General features: G+C 71.1%; 22 protein-coding genes and 1 tRNA gene. 18 read left to right on the top strand and 5 right to left on the bottom strand.

What is annotated here, in order from left to right; all coding sequences use genetic code 11:
* The 16 genes from AC1ROY_RS33255 to AC1ROY_RS33180 form a co-directional block, all read left to right on the top strand.
* The coding region (locus AC1ROY_RS33255) for a hypothetical protein (protein WP_493153250.1) at positions 1 to 194 on the top strand (194 nt) is incomplete at its 5' end.
* Positions 195 to 208: 14 nt separating this feature from the next.
* Positions 209 to 745: a hypothetical protein gene (locus AC1ROY_RS33250; protein WP_493153249.1), complete on the top strand. Its 537-nt coding sequence runs from the start codon at positions 209 to 211 to the stop codon at positions 743 to 745.
* A complete protein-coding gene (locus AC1ROY_RS33245) occupies positions 742 to 1329 on the top strand; it encodes a hypothetical protein (RefSeq protein WP_493153248.1) in 588 nt (195 codons plus the stop codon). The genes AC1ROY_RS33250 and AC1ROY_RS33245 overlap by 4 nt, the downstream gene beginning before the upstream one ends.
* Before the next feature lie 94 nt (positions 1330 to 1423).
* Complete coding sequence (locus AC1ROY_RS33240) at positions 1424 to 2542, top strand: hypothetical protein (RefSeq protein WP_493153247.1); 1119 nt, start codon at positions 1424 to 1426, stop codon at positions 2540 to 2542.
* A complete protein-coding gene (locus tag AC1ROY_RS33235; RefSeq protein ID WP_493153246.1) occupies positions 2539 to 2877 on the top strand; it encodes a hypothetical protein in 339 nt (112 codons plus the stop codon). The genes AC1ROY_RS33240 and AC1ROY_RS33235 overlap by 4 nt, the downstream gene beginning before the upstream one ends.
* Positions 2874 to 3248, top strand: a complete 375-nt coding sequence (locus AC1ROY_RS33230; RefSeq protein WP_493153245.1) for a hypothetical protein — start codon at positions 2874 to 2876, stop codon at positions 3246 to 3248. The genes AC1ROY_RS33235 and AC1ROY_RS33230 overlap by 4 nt, the downstream gene beginning before the upstream one ends.
* Positions 3245 to 3733, top strand: a complete 489-nt coding sequence (locus AC1ROY_RS33225; RefSeq protein ID WP_493153244.1) for a hypothetical protein — start codon at positions 3245 to 3247, stop codon at positions 3731 to 3733. Before AC1ROY_RS33230 ends, AC1ROY_RS33225 begins: the two co-directional genes overlap by 4 nt.
* On the top strand, positions 3730 to 4866 hold the full coding sequence (locus AC1ROY_RS33220; protein WP_493153243.1) for a DNA polymerase III subunit beta: 1137 nt from the start codon (positions 3730 to 3732) through the stop codon (positions 4864 to 4866). Before AC1ROY_RS33225 ends, AC1ROY_RS33220 begins: the two co-directional genes overlap by 4 nt.
* 2 nt (positions 4867 to 4868) lie before the next feature.
* Positions 4869 to 5117: a hypothetical protein gene (locus AC1ROY_RS33215; protein WP_493153242.1), complete on the top strand. Its 249-nt coding sequence runs from the start codon at positions 4869 to 4871 to the stop codon at positions 5115 to 5117.
* Positions 5117 to 6382, top strand: a complete 1266-nt coding sequence (locus AC1ROY_RS33210; protein ID WP_493153241.1) for a DUF5131 family protein — start codon at positions 5117 to 5119, stop codon at positions 6380 to 6382. Before AC1ROY_RS33215 ends, AC1ROY_RS33210 begins: the two co-directional genes overlap by 1 nt.
* A complete protein-coding gene (locus AC1ROY_RS33205) occupies positions 6379 to 6633 on the top strand; it encodes a hypothetical protein (protein WP_493153240.1) in 255 nt (84 codons plus the stop codon). Before AC1ROY_RS33210 ends, AC1ROY_RS33205 begins: the two co-directional genes overlap by 4 nt.
* Entirely contained in the window at positions 6626 to 8296 is a 1671-nt protein-coding gene (locus AC1ROY_RS33200; protein ID WP_493153239.1) for a DNA cytosine methyltransferase, read from the top strand. Before AC1ROY_RS33205 ends, AC1ROY_RS33200 begins: the two co-directional genes overlap by 8 nt.
* Positions 8293 to 9156, top strand: a complete 864-nt coding sequence (locus AC1ROY_RS33195; RefSeq protein ID WP_493153238.1) for a DNA adenine methylase — start codon at positions 8293 to 8295, stop codon at positions 9154 to 9156. The genes AC1ROY_RS33200 and AC1ROY_RS33195 overlap by 4 nt, the downstream gene beginning before the upstream one ends.
* Positions 9153 to 9671, top strand: a complete 519-nt coding sequence (locus AC1ROY_RS33190) for a hypothetical protein (RefSeq protein WP_493153237.1) — start codon at positions 9153 to 9155, stop codon at positions 9669 to 9671. Before AC1ROY_RS33195 ends, AC1ROY_RS33190 begins: the two co-directional genes overlap by 4 nt.
* Positions 9672 to 9892: 221 nt before the next feature.
* Positions 9893 to 10261, top strand: coding sequence for a hypothetical protein (locus tag AC1ROY_RS33185; RefSeq protein WP_493153236.1), 369 nt, complete (start codon positions 9893 to 9895; stop codon positions 10259 to 10261).
* Positions 10203 to 11435 carry a tyrosine-type recombinase/integrase gene (locus AC1ROY_RS33180; protein WP_493153235.1) on the top strand — a complete coding sequence of 411 codons (1233 nt, stop codon included), beginning with the start codon at positions 10203 to 10205 and terminating at the stop codon, positions 11433 to 11435. Before AC1ROY_RS33185 ends, AC1ROY_RS33180 begins: the two co-directional genes overlap by 59 nt.
* A gap of 1 nt (position 11436) precedes the next feature.
* On the opposite strand, the gene AC1ROY_RS33175 is transcribed toward AC1ROY_RS33180, so the two are convergent.
* Positions 11437 to 11512, bottom strand: a tRNA-Glu gene (locus AC1ROY_RS33175).
* An 80-nt stretch (positions 11513 to 11592) separates the two neighbouring features.
* Between AC1ROY_RS33175 and AC1ROY_RS33170 the strand changes: the two genes are divergently transcribed.
* Positions 11593 to 12420, top strand: coding sequence for an alpha/beta hydrolase (locus tag AC1ROY_RS33170; protein ID WP_493153234.1), 828 nt, complete (start codon positions 11593 to 11595; stop codon positions 12418 to 12420).
* Between the two features lies 1 nt (position 12421).
* On the opposite strand, the gene AC1ROY_RS33165 is transcribed toward AC1ROY_RS33170, so the two are convergent.
* The 4 genes from AC1ROY_RS33165 to AC1ROY_RS33150 form a co-directional block, all read right to left on the bottom strand.
* Positions 12422 to 12757 carry a carboxymuconolactone decarboxylase family protein gene (locus AC1ROY_RS33165; protein WP_493153251.1) on the bottom strand — a complete coding sequence of 112 codons (336 nt, stop codon included), beginning with the start codon at positions 12755 to 12757 and terminating at the stop codon, positions 12422 to 12424.
* 145 nt (positions 12758 to 12902) lie between these two features.
* Positions 12903 to 15257 carry an ATP-dependent Clp protease ATP-binding subunit ClpA gene (clpA, locus tag AC1ROY_RS33160; RefSeq protein WP_493153233.1) on the bottom strand — a complete coding sequence of 785 codons (2355 nt, stop codon included), beginning with the start codon at positions 15255 to 15257 and terminating at the stop codon, positions 12903 to 12905.
* A gap of 148 nt (positions 15258 to 15405) precedes the next feature.
* Positions 15406 to 15735 carry an ATP-dependent Clp protease adapter ClpS gene (gene clpS / locus AC1ROY_RS33155; protein WP_206020771.1) on the bottom strand — a complete coding sequence of 110 codons (330 nt, stop codon included), beginning with the start codon at positions 15733 to 15735 and terminating at the stop codon, positions 15406 to 15408.
* Between the two features lie 217 nt (positions 15736 to 15952).
* Complete coding sequence (locus AC1ROY_RS33150) at positions 15953 to 16459, bottom strand: phasin family protein (protein ID WP_493153232.1); 507 nt, start codon at positions 16457 to 16459, stop codon at positions 15953 to 15955.
* Between the two features lie 292 nt (positions 16460 to 16751).
* Between AC1ROY_RS33150 and AC1ROY_RS33145 the strand changes: the two genes are divergently transcribed.
* The coding region (locus tag AC1ROY_RS33145) for a D-alanyl-D-alanine carboxypeptidase family protein (protein ID WP_493153231.1) at positions 16752 to 17762 on the top strand (1011 nt) is incomplete at its 3' end.

Below are 17762 nucleotides of genomic sequence, written 5' to 3'. Positions count from 1 at the left end.
CGGCGGAGGCGGAGGCGGCGGAGGCGGCGGCGGCGGCGGCGGCGGAGGCGGAGGCGGCGGAGGCGGCGGCGGAGGCGGCGGCGGCGGCGTACCGCACCACCCGCGGGAATGCCTACATCAAGATCGCCGACCTCCTCATCAGCGCGCTCGCAGGCGCCGCCTCCGGCGGCACCAGCTCGCGCGCTGATGGATAGCGCGGTTACGCCTGATGGAACCCCAAGCCCCCATCGCCGGCGCGCCCATGGCGGCGATCGACGGCCGCACCGCCGCCTACATGCTGCGCACGCTGGCCGCGAAGCCGCTCACCTCCAGCGGCAGCCTGCTCACCCTCGCCGACCGTCTGGACGAGACCGCGGCCCACGCGAGCGAGGCCGAGCGCCCGAAGGTGGAGGACATCGCCCGCATCGCCCGGATCATGGCCCCCGCCTGGCCGGACGGGATGTCGGGCATCGCGCCCCTCGTCGAGGAGCTTCCGCCCGACCACCTGCGCCGCGTCGCCGGCGCCGCGATCTTTCGCCTGTGGGAGGCGGCCTTCCAGGCAGGCCCGGAAATCGACGGCGCCGAGGCGGAGCAGATCCTGCTGGACCTTGACCTCGCCACGACACGCCCCGCCTCGGCGGCAGATGTCGCGCGATGGGAGGCCGCGGGCCTGGACCTCGAGGAAGGCGACACGCTGCACCAGCTCATCCCGGCCGCATTCCGGCTGGCCGAGGAGCACCAAGCATCGAAGGCGGCGGCTCGATGAACCACATCCCCGCCCGCCCCGGCCCCGCGCACAGCACCGCCACCGTCACGCTCTTCGGCGGCCTGACCGTGGACCTCCTCGCGCCCGACCTCGCCGGCCTGCGCCTCACCGCGCTGGCCACGCAGCTCGCCCGCCTGCCGCGCCGGCTCGGCGCCACGCGGGGCGACTACCCCTACAGCCACGCGCAGCACGCCATGCTCGTCTCCGCCCAGCTCGCCAACCAGCCGCTGCCCCTGCAGCGCGCGGGCCTGCTGGCCGACGCCCATGTGGCCCTGACCGGCGAGATCCCCGAGGGCGTGCGCCGCGCGCTCGGCCCCTCGCTCTTCGCCGCGCTCGACCACCGGATCGGCCTCGCCCTCTTCGCGCGCTTCCGCCTGGCCGAGGGGCTGCGGCACGACGGACGCCTCCGCCACGCCGCGCTCGTCGCCCGCGCGACCGAGCATCGCGACCTGCTGGTCCTCCCGGGCTGGCGCCCGCGCGAGGACCTGCCCGAGCCCGCGGAGCAGCGCCTGGACCCCTGGCCCGAGCACGAGGCCTACCGGCGCTTCCTCGCCCGCGCCGCGGCGCTGGGGCTCGACCGCTGATGTTCCGCCGCCCGCTGCCGAGCCCGCTGACCCTCTCGCTCGCCGCCGCGCTGGGCACGGCGGCCGCCTTCGTCCTCCAGACCTGGATCCTGCCATGACGGACACCCCGATCTTCTGCACCCTGCGCACGCCGGCCGAGCAGCGCGCCTATGCCCACGGCCTGCGCCGCGCGCTGCAGGTCAGCTCGGGGCTGATGTCCGGCGTGATGCGCGACGGGCTGGAGTACGAGAGCCGCCTCGCCGAGGGCCTCGCCGACCGGGCCGAGAGGGAGGCGGCGGATCAGTTCTACTGGCTGGCCGGCGAGGGGCCGGAGGACGGCTGCAAGGACGTGCACGACCTGCTGCTGAAGCGCGACGTCCCCTACTACAACCCGACCGAGGTGATGCGCATCGGCTGGCCCTCCTCGCGCTGGGTCGTGCTCTACCCGACCAGCGAGGACGGCGACGCGGATTCGGACGTCTTCACGACCCTCTTCGAGGCGCGCGAGTTCTGCCTCCGGGCGCAGGAGGGCGAGGAGGCCGAGCAGACCGGCCTCGCCGACGCCGTGGCCGAGGCGAATCCCTTCACCGAGATGGCGCGCGACCTTCTGCAGGCGGACGATCAGGCCGTGCGGGAGGATGCGCCGGTGGCGGCCGGCCTGGGCTCCTCGCCCGACGCCGACACCTCCGCCAAGCCCGCCGAGGTGCCCCTCCCGGCCGAAGAGCGGGGCAGGCGCGCGCCACCGCCGCGTCCGCCAGGCGCCTCGCGGGGGCCATTCCCGGCGGTTTGGACGCCGGAGCGGAGCGCCCTCTTCGCCGAACTCTGGCCGACGGAGATGTTGCCGGAGGACGTGCTCCGCCATGTGAACGCCCTGGAGGGCGTGCCGGCCTCCGGCCTCAACGCCCTGCATCAGCGCGGCGTCAAGACGAAAATCCGGCGCGAGGGGCTGCCGATCCCCGCGCGATTCCTCGTGCCGCAGCCCGATCCGTCCGCGCCATCTGCGCCGGAGCCGACACCCTCGATCGAGCCGGAGGCGGAGGAGGCGCCGGAGTCCGGCGCCGCGCCCGAGCCGAGCCCCGCGATCGCCGATGCCGCCGTCGCCAGCCAGTATGAGCGCGTCCGCGCCGCGCTGGCCGAGGGGAAGGATCCCGCGGCGGTGGCGCGGAGCCACGGCGTGCCGTTGCGCGAGGCCTACCGCATCGTCGGCGAGCTGCGCCGCGAGAGGGCCGCGTGATGGAACCGACCTTCCTCCTCCCCGACTTCCTTCGAAAAGCGCTGACTCAATCAGCGGTCACCGCCACGTGGAAGCGCGACCCCGACCAGACCATCCTCACCCGCGACGGCTGCGAGAAGGTCTACCCCTGGGAGGAGGGCGGAAGCTCCCTCGACGGCGCCGGCTTCTGCGCCGCGTGCTGGGCGGACTGGCAGGAGACGATGCGCACCTGCCGGCACAGCTTCAAGCGCTCCCACCACGAGGAGCTCGGCGCGTTCACGCGCACCTGCCTCGCCTGCGGCCTCGTGGAGGCGGTCACCGAAGCCGAGGTAACGGCGCTGGAATGGGTGTCATGAGCGTCTTCCTGCTGGGCAGGGGCCAGCTCATCCCACTGGAAGGCCCCCGCGGCGAGACGCCGCCTTGCCCCGAGGCCAAGTGGCAGAAGGGCGACGTGGTAAAGGTCCGCAATTTGCGCGGGCTTGGCCATGCTGGCGAGCGCGGCGCCGTGGCCACGGTCGTGCCGCCGGGTTTCTCACCGGACTTCGCGTGGGCGGATCTGCGGGGCCAGCCACGCCCGTTGATGCACCAGGTCCCTCTCCGCGTCGTCTCCTACATCCTCGCGATGGAGAGCGGCCGGGCCGCGCTCTTCAAGGAGCGATACCTCTGCGGCACCGGCGAGAAGGCCGAAGTCATCGTTGAACGTCCTGATGAAGGCGCACCCGCATGACCGAGTCCCTCTCCCTCGGCCCGCGTCTCTGGTGGCCCGCCGACCACATAGATGAGGTCGTGCCGTCCGGCCGCGCCTCGCCCTCGGACTGGGTCGTGAAGCTGCCTGACGGCCGCTGGGCGCTCCACCCCGCCGATGATTCGGAGCCGGATGGTCCCGAGGATCACTGGCGCCTCCCGCGCCCACTCGACCACGGCGAGCGCGTCGCCTTCACCTGGTGCCGTAGCATCACGCCCCATCCCACGCTGACCTTCCGCACAGGCCAGCCGACCCTCGACCCACCCCTGCCGGAGACGCCCGACGGCACTGAACTCGTGATGTGCCTGCAATGGGACCGCGAGGGCACCACCAGCGACATCGCGGGGCTGGTGCAGCGCTGCGACGGCTCGCAGGACGACGAGACGGTCGAGGCCTGCTTCTGGCTGATCGAATCCATCCCCCACGCCTTCGACGCCGGCACGGGCCGGATGGAGCCGCTGGCATGACCGAGTCCCTCTCCCTCCAGCTCGGCGCCCTGCGCGCCGCCGTCGCGCTGGCCTCGCGTGCCGTCGAGCGCCACGGCACCGTCCCCGCCCTCGCGCACCTGCACCTCGCCGCGCAGGACGGCCGCCTCATCGTCACCGGCACGGACCTCAATCGCCGCCTGACCGCCACGGCCGAGGCCGACGGCACGCTCGCCCCCATCACCGCCTCGGCCGCGCGGCTCGGCGCCCTGCTGGCGCGCCTCCCGGCCGAGGAGACGGCGACCCTCTCGCGCGCCAGGGAGGGCCGGCTGGTGGTCTCGGCCGGCCCCGTCACCGCGAAGCTCTTCACCCTCCCGGCCGAGGACTTTCCGTCCGATGCCCCCCCCGATGCGGGATGGACCGCCGCCTGGCGCATCCCCGCCGGCGAGCTGCGCGGCCTGATCGAGAAGACCATCCACGCGGCCAGCACCGAGCGAACGCGCTACTACCTCAACGGCATCTACCTCCACGCGCCCGAGGGGAGCGCGGAGCTGCTCGCGGTCACGACCGACGGGCACCGCCTGATGATCGCGCGGGCGCCGATGCCCGAGGGTGACGCGCCGCTGGCCATGATCCTCCCGCGCGCGGCGGTGGCGGCGCTGCGGCCGATGCTGGCGGCCGTCCCGCCCGGCCGCCTCCTCGAGATCCGGCAGCGCGACCTCGCGCTCCGCATCGAGGGCCCGGGCTGGACGCTGGCGACGAAGACGATCGACGGCACCTACCCCGACTATGCGCGCGTGGTGCCGCTGCCCGACCTGGGCACGGCGCTGGCCGTGGACGATCCGCGCCGCCTCGCCGATGGCCTGCGCACCGTGAGCGCGATCAGCGGCGACCGCGCCCGCCCCGTGAAATTCTGCAACGGCACGGGCACCGCGCTGCGCCTGCAGACCTGGGACGCGGAGAATGGCGAGTGCGAGCTCGCCGTGCCGTCGGAGGTGGCGGCCTGGCGCAGCAACGCCGCGCACCCCGAGATCGGCTTCCAGGCCCGCTACCTGCTCGATGTCCTGCGCGTCTTCGCCGCCGACGGCTTCGTCGCGCGCGTGCAGAACGGCAGCGCGCCGGTGCGGATCGACGGGGCGGCCGGCACGGCGGTGCTCATGCCGACGAGGGTGTGAGGATGGAGGACGCCACCCTCGCGGCCGCCTGGTCCGCCTTCGTCACGCTGGCCATCCCGCATGACGCGCCGGCGATCCAGCGCCGCGAGATGCGCCGCGCTTTCTACGCGGGCGCGCAGACCTTCCTCGACATCCTGATGCGCGACCTGGACCCCGAGCAGGAGCCGACCGACGCCGACATGCGCCGCATGGACGTGCTGACTGCCGAGCTGCGCGCCTTCGGTCTCGCGATACAGAGAGGGCAGGCGTGATGGGCGACAAGACCGGCATCGAATGGACCGACGCGACCTGGAACCCGGTGCGCGGCTGCACGCGCACCTCGGAGGGCTGCCGCAACTGCTACGCCGAGCAGGTGGCGGCGCGCTTCAGCGGTCCGGGCCAGCCCTTCGAGGGATTCGCGGACCGCGCGCGCAGCGGCAGCAAGTGGACGGGGAAGGTCGGCCTCGTCGAGGACATGATCGACCAGCCCATGCGCTGGAAGCGGCCGCGCAGGATCTTCGTGAACAGCATGGCCGACCTCTTTCACGAGGACTTGCCGGACGAGGCGATCGACCGCGTCTTCGCCGTGATGGCGCTGGCGCCGCAGCACACCTTCCAGATCCTGACGAAGCGCTCGGCCCGGATGAAGGAGTACATGCTGGAGCGCTGGCAGGGCACCGTGGCGCAGGAGATGGTGGTCGCCGGCACCCGCGTTGCCGTCGCGGCCGGCGCGCCGACCGGGCGTCGAGATCGGGTCGAGGAAGCCTGCGAGGACGTCCTCGATCGCTTCAATCTCAACGACCCGGACAACGCCAAGCTCTGGACCGCCGAGGGCAGCTGCAAGGCCATGCAGTGGGCGTGGCCGCTGCCGAACGTCTGGCTCGGCGTGAGCGTCGAGGATCAGGCGGCCGCCGACGCGCGCATCCCGGATCTGCTGGCGACGCCAGCGGCGAAGCACTTCCTGAGCTGCGAGCCGTTGCTGGGGCCCGTGGATCTCGACGGATGGCTCTCCGAGAAGAACTCCTGCCAGGGCTGCGACGATGGTGAGGGCTATGGCAACCGCTGTTCGCGAAAGGACATCCCGCGCGAGGAGCAATGCCCATGGCGTCGGGCCGTGCAGCAGGTGGTCGAGCACGGACCCTTCGACGAGGATGGTGCGCCGGCCAGTATCACCTCCCATGTCGTGACGATCGACTGGCTCATCTGTGGCGGCGAGAGCGGCCCCGGCGCGCGCCCCATGCACCCCGACTGGGCCCGCAGCCTGCGCGACCAGTGCGCGGCCGCCGGCGTGCCGTTCTTCTTCAAGCAGTGGGGGGAGTGGGCGCCGCATCGCCCTGCAGCTGGCGGGAACCTGGGCGGCGACGTCAGATCCGGCCACGTGACAGTGGTGCATCCGACAGGCCAGACGATGGAGGAGGTTTTCGTTGCCACAGGCGGCCGGAATACCATCCAGGGCACGCGCTACATGGCGCGCCTCGGCAAGAAGTCCGCCGGCCGCCGCCTCGACGGCCGCGAGCACATCGAGTTCCCGGCATGAAGGCCCTCTCCGAGTACGAGGCCTGCGAGCGCACGACGCTGGAGGCCACCCTGGGCCGCGTCACGCTGCCTCCGTTCGGCGATCTCGAGCGCGGCGGCATCGTCGGCCGCGCGACCATCACGGGCTGCTTCGCGGCGCACCCGAGCCCCTGGTTCTTCGGCCGCTACGGCTTCGTGCTGGAGGAGCGCGCGCCGCTGCCCTTCCGCCCGCTGCTCGGCCAGCTCGGCTTCTTCGAGGTGCCCGATGCCTGACGGCAGCACGATCACTCCCCGCCGGCGCGGCCCGCTGCCCACCTGGCCGCTCGACGACGGCATTACCGTCGTGCTCTTCGCCGGCGTGGGCGGCGTCTGCAAGGGCATGGAGGCCGCGGGCTTCCCGGTCGCCGTCGCCAACAACCACGACGATGTCGCGCTGGCCGCGCACGCCGCGCTGCACCCGCACACGAGGCACGTCCGGGGCGACGTCTTCGACGTGGACCCGCTGGTGGCGACCAACGGCCGGCCGGTGAAGAACCTCTGGGGAAGCCCGGACTGCACGGATCACAGCGTCGCCAAGGGCGGCGCCCCGCGCTCGCCGCGCGTGCGGAGCCTGCCCTGGCAGCTCTGCCGCTGGATCGGGAAGACCCGGCCGGAGAACTTCTACCTGGAGAACGTGCGCGAGATCCGCGGGTGGGGGCCGATGGTCGCGAAGCGCTGCAGGAAGACCGGCCGCGTCATCAAGCTCGACGGCACGGTGGCGGCCAGGGGCGAGCACGTGCCCCTGCGCGAGCAGCACCTGGAGCGCGACCGGCGCCCCGGGCGGCTCGGCCGCAGCTACCGGAAGCTGGTGAAGCACTTCAACCGGCTCGGCTACGACTACCAGGACCGGAACATCTGCTGCGCCGACCACGGCATCCCGACGATCCGGGCGCGGCTCTTCGGGGTCGGCCGGCGGCGCGGCCTCCCCATCGCCTGGCCGGAGCGGACGCATGCGCCGCGCCTGGCCGCGCCGGCGTTGAACCTGAAGCCCTGGGTCTCCGCGGCCAGCATCATCGACTGGTCGATCCCCATCCCGTCGATCTTCACGCGCAGGAAGCCGCTGGTGGACGCCACGTGCCGCCGCATCGCCTCCGGCATGTGGCGCTACGTGCTGAACAATCCGTCGCCCTTCATCATCCCCGTGACGCATGGAGGCATGCGCCGCTCCTTCCCGGTGGACGGCCCGCTGCCCACGATCACGTCGTCGAGCGGCGGCGAACTGGCCCTGGTGGCGCCCATGCTGGTCCAGACAGGCTATGGAGAGCGGAAGGGCCAGGCCCCCCGCGTGCTCGACATCGAGGCGCCGCTGGGCACGCTCGTCGCCGGCGGCGGCAAGCACGCGCTCGTGGCCGCCTGGATGGTCCAGCACAACACGGGCGTCATCGGCCGCGACTGCCGGGAGCCCCTGTCCACGGCGACCTGCGAGGGCACGCAGCGCCAGGTCGGCGCGGCCTATCTGGTCCACCTGCGCGGCGAGAGCGTGGCGCGCGCCGCGACCGATCCCATCCCCGCCCTGACGGCCGGCGGAGGGCACGTCGCGATCGTCGCCGCCTTCATGCACCAGTACTACTCCCAGGGCGGGACCTCGCAGGCGATGGAGGATCCGCTGCACACCGTCACCACGCTGGCCCGGCATGCGATCGTCACGGTGGTGATCGACGGGCTGACCTATGCGGTCGCCGACATCGGGATGCGGATGCTGGAGCCCGAGGAGGCAGCCCGGGCGCACGGCCTGACGCTGCCCAGGACCATCACGCTGGACGGCCGGACGCGAAGGCTGACGAAGCGCGAGGGCTTCCGTCTGGTCGGCAACTCCGTGCCGAGCGAGATGGCGCGGCTGATCGTCGCGGCGAACTCGACGCCCTACCTGGATTCCTTCGGCGCGAGGGCCGCGTGAGGTGCCCCCCCGCGCGCCCCGCGCTCCGCTGGCACGGCGGCAAGTGGCGCCTCGCGCCCTGGATCCTGCAGCACCTCCCGCCGCACCGCTGCTATGTCGAGCCCTATGGCGGCGCCGCCTCCGTCCTGCTGCGCAAGCCCCGCAGCCACGCCGAGGTCTACAATGACCTGGACGGCGAGGTCGTGAGCTACTTCCGCACCCTCCGCGGGCCCGACGCCGCCCGGCTCGTCGAGCAGGTCGCGCTCACCCCCTTCGCGCGCGAGGAGTTCCTCCTCTCCACCGAGCCAGCCGAAGATCCCGTCGAGCGCGCCCGCCGCCTGGTCGTGCGCAGCTTCATGGGCTTCGGCAGCAACGGCCACAACATCGAGCTGCGCACCGGATTCCGTGCCAGCAGCACCCGCAGCGGCTCCACGCCGGCGACGGACTGGTCGCGCCTGCCCGAGGCGCTGGCGGCCATCGCCCGGCGCCTCCAGGGCGTGGTGATCGAGCAGCGCCCGGCGCTCGACGTCATGCGCCAGCACGACGGCCCGGACACGCTGCACTACGTCGACCCGCCCTACGTCCACGCCACGCGCAGCAGCCGCCTCGACGGCCGCAACGACTATCACGGCTACGCCCACGAGATGACCGACGCCGACCATGCTGCCCTGCTGGAGGCGCTGCGCGGCCTCGCGGGCATGGTGGTGCTCAGCGGCTATCCGAGCGCGCTCTACGACGCCGCGCTGGCCGGCTGGCGCCGCGAGACCCGCACCGCCATGGCCGACGGCGCCCGCGCCCGCACCGAGGTCCTCTGGATCAACCCCGCCGCCGACCGCCGCCTCGGGCTGGCCCGGGCGCAGCAGATGGAGATGAGCGCGTGACGGACAACCTCGACGACGGCTGGATGCCGATTCGCTCTGTACCGCAGACGGCAGAGGATGTGCTGGTGAAATACCCCGCCGTGGGGTTCAACCATCCACAGATCATCGTCGCGCACTGGGCCCAGGGTGGTGGGGATGACCAGCCGCGCTTCGGTCCTGGGCTCTTTCGGGCATCGTTGGGTGCAGGCGGCAAGCTGCTCGGCTTCGGCGAGATCCCCAGCGGGGCGATCGCCTGGCGCAAGCTGCCCTGCGCGCGCCTGCCCACAGCACATGCTCTGCGGCAGGCCTTGGCGGAAGCCATCAACGATCGCCGATTCACACGGGCCGGCGACGAGCCGATGCCGATGGACCACCCTCGCAACAATGCCCGCGCCTACTGCGAGGCCCTCGCAGACGCCGCGATCGCAGCCCTGTGCGCCCATCACCCAGGCATTCGGGATGTGATCGACGGGAAGGCCGTCGTGCTTCCGAAGGCGGAGGGAGCCGAGATGGAGCGGCACGACGATGCCGGATGAACTCCTGCGCTTGATCGCCGAGGCCAAGGTGCTGGCTGGCGGGGATCATCCGTGCAGCGTCCTGGGGCACCGTTGGATCTTTAAGGGTGGGGCGGCGTGCGATTGCCCAGGGGGCGGATGCAGCCGGATGGTCTACGAATGCTCAGCCTGTGGCGACTGTGACTACGGAGACAACACAGAATCCGAGGAAATTCTGCGGCAGTGCACGAAGGACAGGGCGGATGCCTGACGGCGGCCGCGCCCCGGGCTGGCCCCTGCTGATGACCGCGGCCACCGCCGCGCGATTCTGCGACATGGCACCGCGCGACTTCCGCGCCGCCGTCGCGGCAGGCCTCATCCCCGCCGGGCGCACCGCCGCCGACTTCGTCTCCGCCGGCCTCATGTCGCCCAGCCAGGCCGCCGCGCTCGAGGGGATGGGGCAGATCTGGCACCGCGGCGAGATCGAATCCCGCTCCGCCCACCTCTGGGGCTTGGACGCCGGCGCCGCCGTGGCGCAGGCTCGGGCCCGAGCAACCGCCCGTGAGGCCCTCGATGCCTTCGACCCCACCGCCCGACCGGCTGCCGCACATCAAGCCCGTCCGCAAAGGTAGCCGCACCTACCTCTACTACAGCCGCGGCGGCCGGCGCTGGCCGCTCCCCGGACCCGAGGGCAGCGCCGCGCACCTCCTCGCCCACGCGAAGGTCCACGCCGCCTACACCGAGCTGCGCCGCGCGCCGGAGCGCCTGGCGCCGGGCACGGTCGACGCCGCTGTCACGGCCTATCTCGGCTGCGCCGACTACCAGCAGCACCAGCCCGCGACCCAGCGCGGCTACCGCCGCACCCTCGACGCCTTCCGCGGGGCCTTCGGGCCGATGCCCATGGCAGCCCTGGACGCCGCCTGGTGGGAGGATCTGCGCCGCAAGTACGTGACGATGCCCGCCAACTGGAATCGCCTCCGGAGCGTGATGAAGGAGGTCTTCCGGCTCTATCGCCGCACCCATCCCGGCGAGATCCCCGCGAATCCCATGGAGGAGGTGAAGCGCCTCAAGGTGGGCAGGAGCACCCAGAACCGCCCCTGGCCCATGCCCGTGCTGGCCAGCGTGCTGCTGGACGCCACGCCCTACTTCCGCGCCCTGCTGACCGGCTACATCCTGACCGCCCAGCGCGGCAGCGACGTCACCGCCTGGAAGACCGCCGACTACGACCGCGAACGACGGACCATCACCTTCGAGCAGAAGAAGACCGACCTCGACCAGGTGCTGCACGTCACCGCCTCCATGGCCGAGGCGATCGAGATGATCGACGCCGAGTTCGGGAAGGATCGGGAGTTCCTGCTGCTCACCACCCGCGGCCGGCCCTGGAAGCTGGCCAACGCGCAGGAGATGCTGGCCGCCACCCTGCGCCGGCTGAAGCACCCCCGCTACACGCTGCATGGGCTCCGCGCGACGGGGCCGGTGGCGCTGAAGATGCTCCGCAGCATGGAGAACCGCCGCATCCGCACGCTCACCGGCCACAGCAGCGACGCGAACCTGGAGACCTATCTCCTCGGCGCCGACGGCTACGAGCTCGCCCGCGAGGCGCAGGAGGGGCTGGAGGGCATCTTCGGGGAGGTGCTGGCCACCGCGACGCTGCAGGGCAACCAGCGCAGGACTGCGGGGGTGACGGGCCGGGCCGCGGCGATCGCCAGACGGCAGGCCGAGGAGGCCGAAAAGCGGGTGGAAACCGGGGTGGAAACTGGAAACTCCGACGACCAGAACGTCGCGGAAAAGCCCAGGAAAATGTAGATGGCGACCCGTACGGGATTCGAACCCGTGCTGCCAACGTGAAAGGCTGGTGTCCTAGGCCTCTAGACGAACGGGTCAGCGGTGCCGCGCGGCTTAGAGGCGATGGCAGGCGCGGTCAATCCTGGCACCGCGCCGGCCGCCGGCCCAGCTTCAACGAATGAAGCTCCCAGCACCCCTGCGTCGCGCCCTGCTGTCCGGCGTGGCCCTCTTCCCGCTCGGCGCCTGCTCGCCGGCCGGGCTCGCCGCCGCCTTCACCCGGCGCGGCGGCACCGCGCTTGAGGAGGGCGTCGCCTATGGTCCGCTGCCGCGCCATCGGCTGGACCTCTACACGCCACCCGACCTGGCGGAGACCGCCCCGCTGCTGGTCTTCGTCCCCGGCGGCGGCTGGCGGTCGGAGGAGCGCGCGGACTACCGCTTCGCCGCCTATCCGCTGGCCGGGCTGGGCTGCCGCGTGGCCGTCATCGACTATCGGCTCTGGCCTGAAGCGCGCTTCCCGGAGTTCGTCGAGGACACGGCGCTCGCGGTCCGCGCCCTGGCCGCGCGGGAGCCCCGGCGGCGCCTGGTGCTGATGGGACACTCCGCCGGCGCCTTCAACGCGGCCTGTGTGGCGCTGGATTCGCGTTGGGGCGCACAGGACCGCGTCGGCGGCTTCATCGGCCTCGCCGGCCCCTATGATTTCGGCGCGCAGGAGGTCGATCCGCCCGAGATCTTCGCGGGGACGCCGCATGTGCTCGCCGCGCCGGTGTCGCTCGGCTCCGCCACGCCGGCGATGCTGCTGCTGCACGGCGCGGCGGACACCACCGTCCGCCCCCAGCATTCCAGCGACCGCGCGGCCCGGGCGCGCGCGGCCGGCGTGCCCGCGCGCCACGTCGCCTATCCCGGCATGGGTCATCTCGGCATCGTCGCCGCCCTGGCGGACCCGATCCGCGCGCTCGGGCTGGAGGGCGGCGACGTGCTGGGCGAGGTGCGAGCCTTCCTGGCCTGACTCAGCCCGCCCCGTCGTAGGCGTCGAGCACGTGCAGCGAGTAGGTGAAGGCCGCGCCGGCATTCACCGCGACCGCCACGCCCAGCGCCTCCGCGATCTCCTCCTTCGTCGCCCCGGCCGCGTGGGCCCGGCGGGTGTGGGCATCGATGCAGCCCTCGCAGCGCGTGGTCACGGCCACCGCGATCGAGATGAGCTCCCGCGTCTTGGAGTCCAGGTGGGTCGTGACGGCGGAGGCGCGGCCAAGGGCGGAAAAGGCTTTCACCGCCTCGGGATGGAGCTGGGAGAACTCCTTGCCCCGCTCGCGCAGCGCAGCGTTGTAGCTGTCCCAGTCCTCGATGCGGGTGTCGGTGGTCATGGCGGGCGTCCGGATATGAAAAGGGCCCCGATGGTTTCCCACCGGGGCCCGATCCACAAGGGAGCCTGGCTGCGCGGCCGATTCACGTTCCGGAACGAAGGGATCTGGAACGATCGGACGCGAAGGATCACTCCGCCGTCGCTTCCGGCTCCTTCTCCGGCTCGCCGTCGCCTTCCGGCTTCGGCAGGGCCGCGACCGGCGCCTCCGCGATGTCGAAGGTCAGCGCGCCGTCGGTCAGGTTGACCTTCACCGAGCCGCCCTTCACCAGCCGCCCGAAGAGCAGCTCTTCGGCCAGCGGCTTCTTGATGTGCTCCTGGATCACGCGGGCCAGCGGCCGCGCGCCGTAGAGCGGGTCGTAGCCACGCTCGGCCAGCCACTCCTTGGCCGCGCTCGAGAGTTCGATCGTGACGTTGCGGTCGGCCAGCTGGGCCTCCAGCTGCATCACGAACTTCTCCACCACCTGGGCGACGATCTCCGCCGAGAGACCCGCAAAGGGGATCACGGCGTCGAGGCGGTTGCGGAACTCCGGCGTGAACATCCGCTTCACCGCCTCCTCGTCCTCGCCCTGGCGTACCGGGCTGCCGAAGCCGATCGCCGACTTCTGCATGTCCGCGGCGCCCGCATTGGTCGTCATGATGAGGATCACGTTGCGGAAATCGACCGTCTTGCCGTTGTGGTCGGTCAGCTTCCCGTGGTCCATCACCTGCAGCAGGATCGCGAAGAGGTCCGGATGGGCCTTCTCGATCTCGTCCAGCAGCAGCACGCAATGCGGATGCTGGTCGATGCCGTCGGTCAGCAGACCGCCCTGGTCGAAGCCCACATAGCCCGGGGGCGCGCCGATCAGCCGGCTGACGCTGTGCCGCTCCATGTATTCGGACATGTCGAAGCGCAGCAGCTCGATGCCAAGCGTCTTGCTGAGCTGCTTCGCCACCTCGGTCTTGCCGACGCCGGTCGGGCCCGAGAACAGGTAGTTGCCGATCGGCTTCTCCGGGTCGCGCAGGCCAGCCCGGCTGAGCTTGATCGCCGAGGACAGCGCCTCGATCGCCTTGTCCTGCCCGAAGACCATCGACTTGAGGTCGCGCTCCAGCGTGCGGAGCGTCTCCTTGTCGTCGGCCGAGACGGATTTGGGTGGGATGCGCGCGATCTTCGCGACGGTCTCCTCCACATCCTTCAGGGTCACGGTCTTCCGGCGGCGGCCCTCCGGCAGCAGCATCCGCGAGGCGCCGACCTCGTCGATCACGTCGATCGCCTTGTCCGGCAGCTTGCGGTCGTGGATGTACTTCGCCGAGAGCTCCACCGCGGCGCGGATGGCCTCCGGCGTGTACTTCACCCGGTGGTGCTTCTCGTAGTTGGTCTTCAGCCCCTGGAGGATCTTCACCGTGTCCTCGACGGAGGGCTCGTTCACGTCGATCTTCTGGAAGCGCCGCACCAGCGCGCGGTCCTTCTCGAAGTGGTTGCGATACTCCTTATACGTGGTCGAGCCGATGCAGCGCAGCGTGCCCTGGGCCAGTGCCGGCTTCAGCAGGTTCGAGGCGTCCATCGCGCCGCCGGAGGTCGCGCCGGCGCCGATCACGGTGTGGATCTCGTCGATGAAGAGGATGGCGCCCGGCTGGGCCTCCAGCTCGTTCACGACGGCCTTCAGCCGCTCCTCGAAGTCGCCGCGGTAGCGGGTGCCGGCCAGCAGGCTGCCCATGTCGAGCGAGTAGATGGTGCTCTTGGCGAGCACTTCCGGCACGTCGCCCTCGACGATGCGCTTGGCCAGACCCTCGGCGATGGCCGTCTTGCCCACGCCCGGATCACCCACATAGAGCGGGTTGTTCTTGGTGCGCCGGCACAGGATCTGGATGGTGCGCTCGATCTCGCTGTCGCGGCCGATCAGCGGATCGATCTTGCCGGCGAGAGCGCGCTTGTTGAGGTTCACGCAGTAGGTGCTGAGCGCATCCTGGTTGCGGTTGCCGCCGCGGGGCTTCTCCTCGCGGTCCTCCTTGCCGGCATTGTCCTCGGGCGTCGGCGCCTGGCCCTGGACGGGGCGGGGCTGCGAGCGGCCGGGAGCCTTGGCGATGCCGTGGCTGATGAAGTTCACCGCGTCGAGGCGCGTCATATCCTGCAGCTGCAGGAAGTAGACGGCATGCGACTCGCGCTCCGAGAAGAGGGCGACGAGCACATTGGCGCCCGTGACCTCGTCGCGGCCGCTGCTCTGCACGTGGATCGCCGCGCGCTGCACGACGCGCTGGAAGCCGGCGGTGGGTTTCGGATCCCCCGTGCGGTCGCTGACGAGACCGGCGAGATCCTTGTCGAGGAACTCGGTCAGCTCGCGCTTCAGCTTGTCCACGTCGACGCCGCAGGCGCGCAACACGGTGGTCGCGTCCGCATCGTCACCGAGGGCGAGGAGGAGATGTTCGAGGGTGGCGTATTCGTGGCGGCGGTCGTTGGCGAGGCCAAGCGCACGATGGAGCGTCTGCTCGAGATTGCGGGATAGCATGGTTCAACGCTCCCCTTAGCGGTAGCCGGATGCCGGAGTTGGCAGCGCGGCGGGTTGACTATGATGTGGTGGCTCTCCCCCTGCCGTCACATCTGACGCCAACGCATAAGACAATTGCGTGGCGCGATTCCGCACGTCTTTTTTTGTGTCACTCTTTTTCGATGGTGCATTGAAGCGGGTGCTGGTTCTGGCGGGCCAGGTCCATCACCTGCGTCACCTTCGTCTCCGCGACCTCATAGGTATAGACGCCGCATACGCCGACGCCGCGGCGATGGACGTGCATCATGATGCGCGTCGCCTCGTCGCGGTTCTTCTGGAAGAAGCGCTCCAGGACGTGCACGACGAACTCCATCGGCGTGTAGTCGTCGTTCAGCATCAGCACCTTGTACATCGCCGGCTTCTTGGTCTTCGGCCGGGGCTTGACGACGACGCCCGTCGTGGGGCCGCCCTCTCCATCGCGCTTGTCCGGATCGGACATGGTGATTCTCATCTCTCGCTTCCGGTCGTTCGTCACAGTCTGGTCCATCGACAGGATATCGGGAGCCGGCTGCCCGGGGGAAGGGGTTGGCAGCTTTGCACGAAGGAATGAACAAAAGGAAAGGGCCCGGACGCCGAATTGGCGACCGGGCCCCTATCCCAGGCGTGCAGCCGTGCCACCCTCGCAACGTTTCCGCAGCGAGGGGCCGGCGCCGACATCAGGCCGCGAGCGGCTTGGTCATCTTCTCCATGGCGAGCGTCATGCGGGCCGAGATCGGCTCGATGGCGGACTCGGCCAGCTTCAGCGAGGCCTCCTGCAGCTTGGTGGCGTCGGCCATGGCGCGCTCGAAGGCGGTCTTGGCGAAGGACGCCTGGAAGTCGGCGGCCTCCTTGAGGCTCTTGAGGGCGGAGAGGGTCTTGGCCGCCTCGATCGCCTGCTCGGAATAGGCCTGGAACATCGTCACCGTCTGGCGCGACAGGTCCTGCATGCCGGTCACGTAGACCTGGGTGGCCTTGCTGACGGCCTCGAAGTTGCCACGGCCGAACTCGACGGCCTCCTCGGAGGCCTTCATCAGGTCGCCGGCGGTCTTGTGGGCGGTCTCCATGGTCTTCTCCACGGCGACGCGGGCCTGGGCCACGCCGTCCTCGGCGATCTTCTTCGCCTGCGCGGCGCCGGTCTGGGCGGCGTCTGCCATCGTCTTCTTCAGCTCAGCCGGAGTGGCCATGATACTCTCTCCTTCGCATCGCCGCCCCGATGCGAGGGGAGGCAGGGTTTGCTGCAATGCAGCATGACGAAGCCGTACTTATGTGGTCGTCCGGTCCAATGCAAGCCATTTTTGTGCAGTGCACAAAATTTCCTGCAGTGGGTGTGATGGCGATTCGGGCCATTCGATGACCGGCGCCGCCACGCTTTCGTGCGAAACGGATGGACAAATCGCGGCACGACTGTTTCTTTGCATTTCAACGCGGGCCGAACCTTGGGGGAGGCGAGGCCCGTGTCCGCTTTGGGGAAGCCGCATGTTCAGATCCGCCGTTCTCCGCGCCGTCGCCGGCGCCCTGCTCGCTATGGGCCTTCTGCCGGCCGCGGCGAGTGCCCAGATCACCGCGAGCCCGCGCTATTCCGGCATCGTGGTGGACGCGCGGACGGGCAACGTGCTGATCGCCGAGGCCGCGGACGAGACCCGGCACCCGGCCTCTCTCACCAAGATGATGACGCTCTATATGCTGTTCGAGGCGATGCAGGCCGGCCGCTTCACCCTCACCACGCCGATTCGCGTGAGTGCCGAGGCCGCCTCGATGCCGCCCTCCAAGCTCGGCGTGCCCGCCGGCGGCAGCCTCTCCACCGAGAACGCCATCCTCGCCTTGGTCACCCGTTCGGCCAACGACATCGCGGTGGCCGTCGGCGAGGCGATCGGCGGCGACGAGGCGAGCTTCGCCCGGATGATGACCCAGCGCGCCCGCTCGCTCGGCATGTCGCGCACGACCTTCCGCAACGCCTCCGGCCTGCCCGACCCCGACCAGGTGACGACGGCCCGCGACATGACGCTGCTCGGCCGCCGCCTGATCCAGGATTTCCCGGAGCAGTACCACTACTTCTCCCTGACCCACTTCGCGCACGGCAACCGGCTGATCCGCAACCACAACGGCATGCTGCGCGACTATCCCGGCGCCGACGGCATCAAGACCGGCTACATCAACGCCTCCGGCTTCAACATCGTGACCTCGGCCCAGCGCGAAGGCGTGCGGCTGGTGGGCGCGGTCTTCGGCGGCAATTCCTGGGCCCAGCGCAACGGCCGCATGGCCGAGCTGCTGGACGCCGGCTTCGCCCGGCTCGGCGTGCGTGACGTGCCGCCGCTGGTGGCGTCGCTGCCGCCGCGCATCGCCGTCCGGCACGATGCCTCGATCGGCCCGGGCCCGCGCCGCGCCGCCACGGTCCGGCAGGCTGCGCTGCGGGAGCCGCCGCCGCGCAGCCGCGCCCCGGGCGCGCGCGCCACGGCTGCCGTCCGCCAGCCCGTCGCCCGCCAGCCC

The sequence above is a fragment of the Roseococcus sp. GW821-FHT12F05 genome, assembly GCF_058806835.1.
Note: the sequence above shows the minus strand (reverse complement) of the source record. Positions and strands in the feature narration are given on the sequence as shown.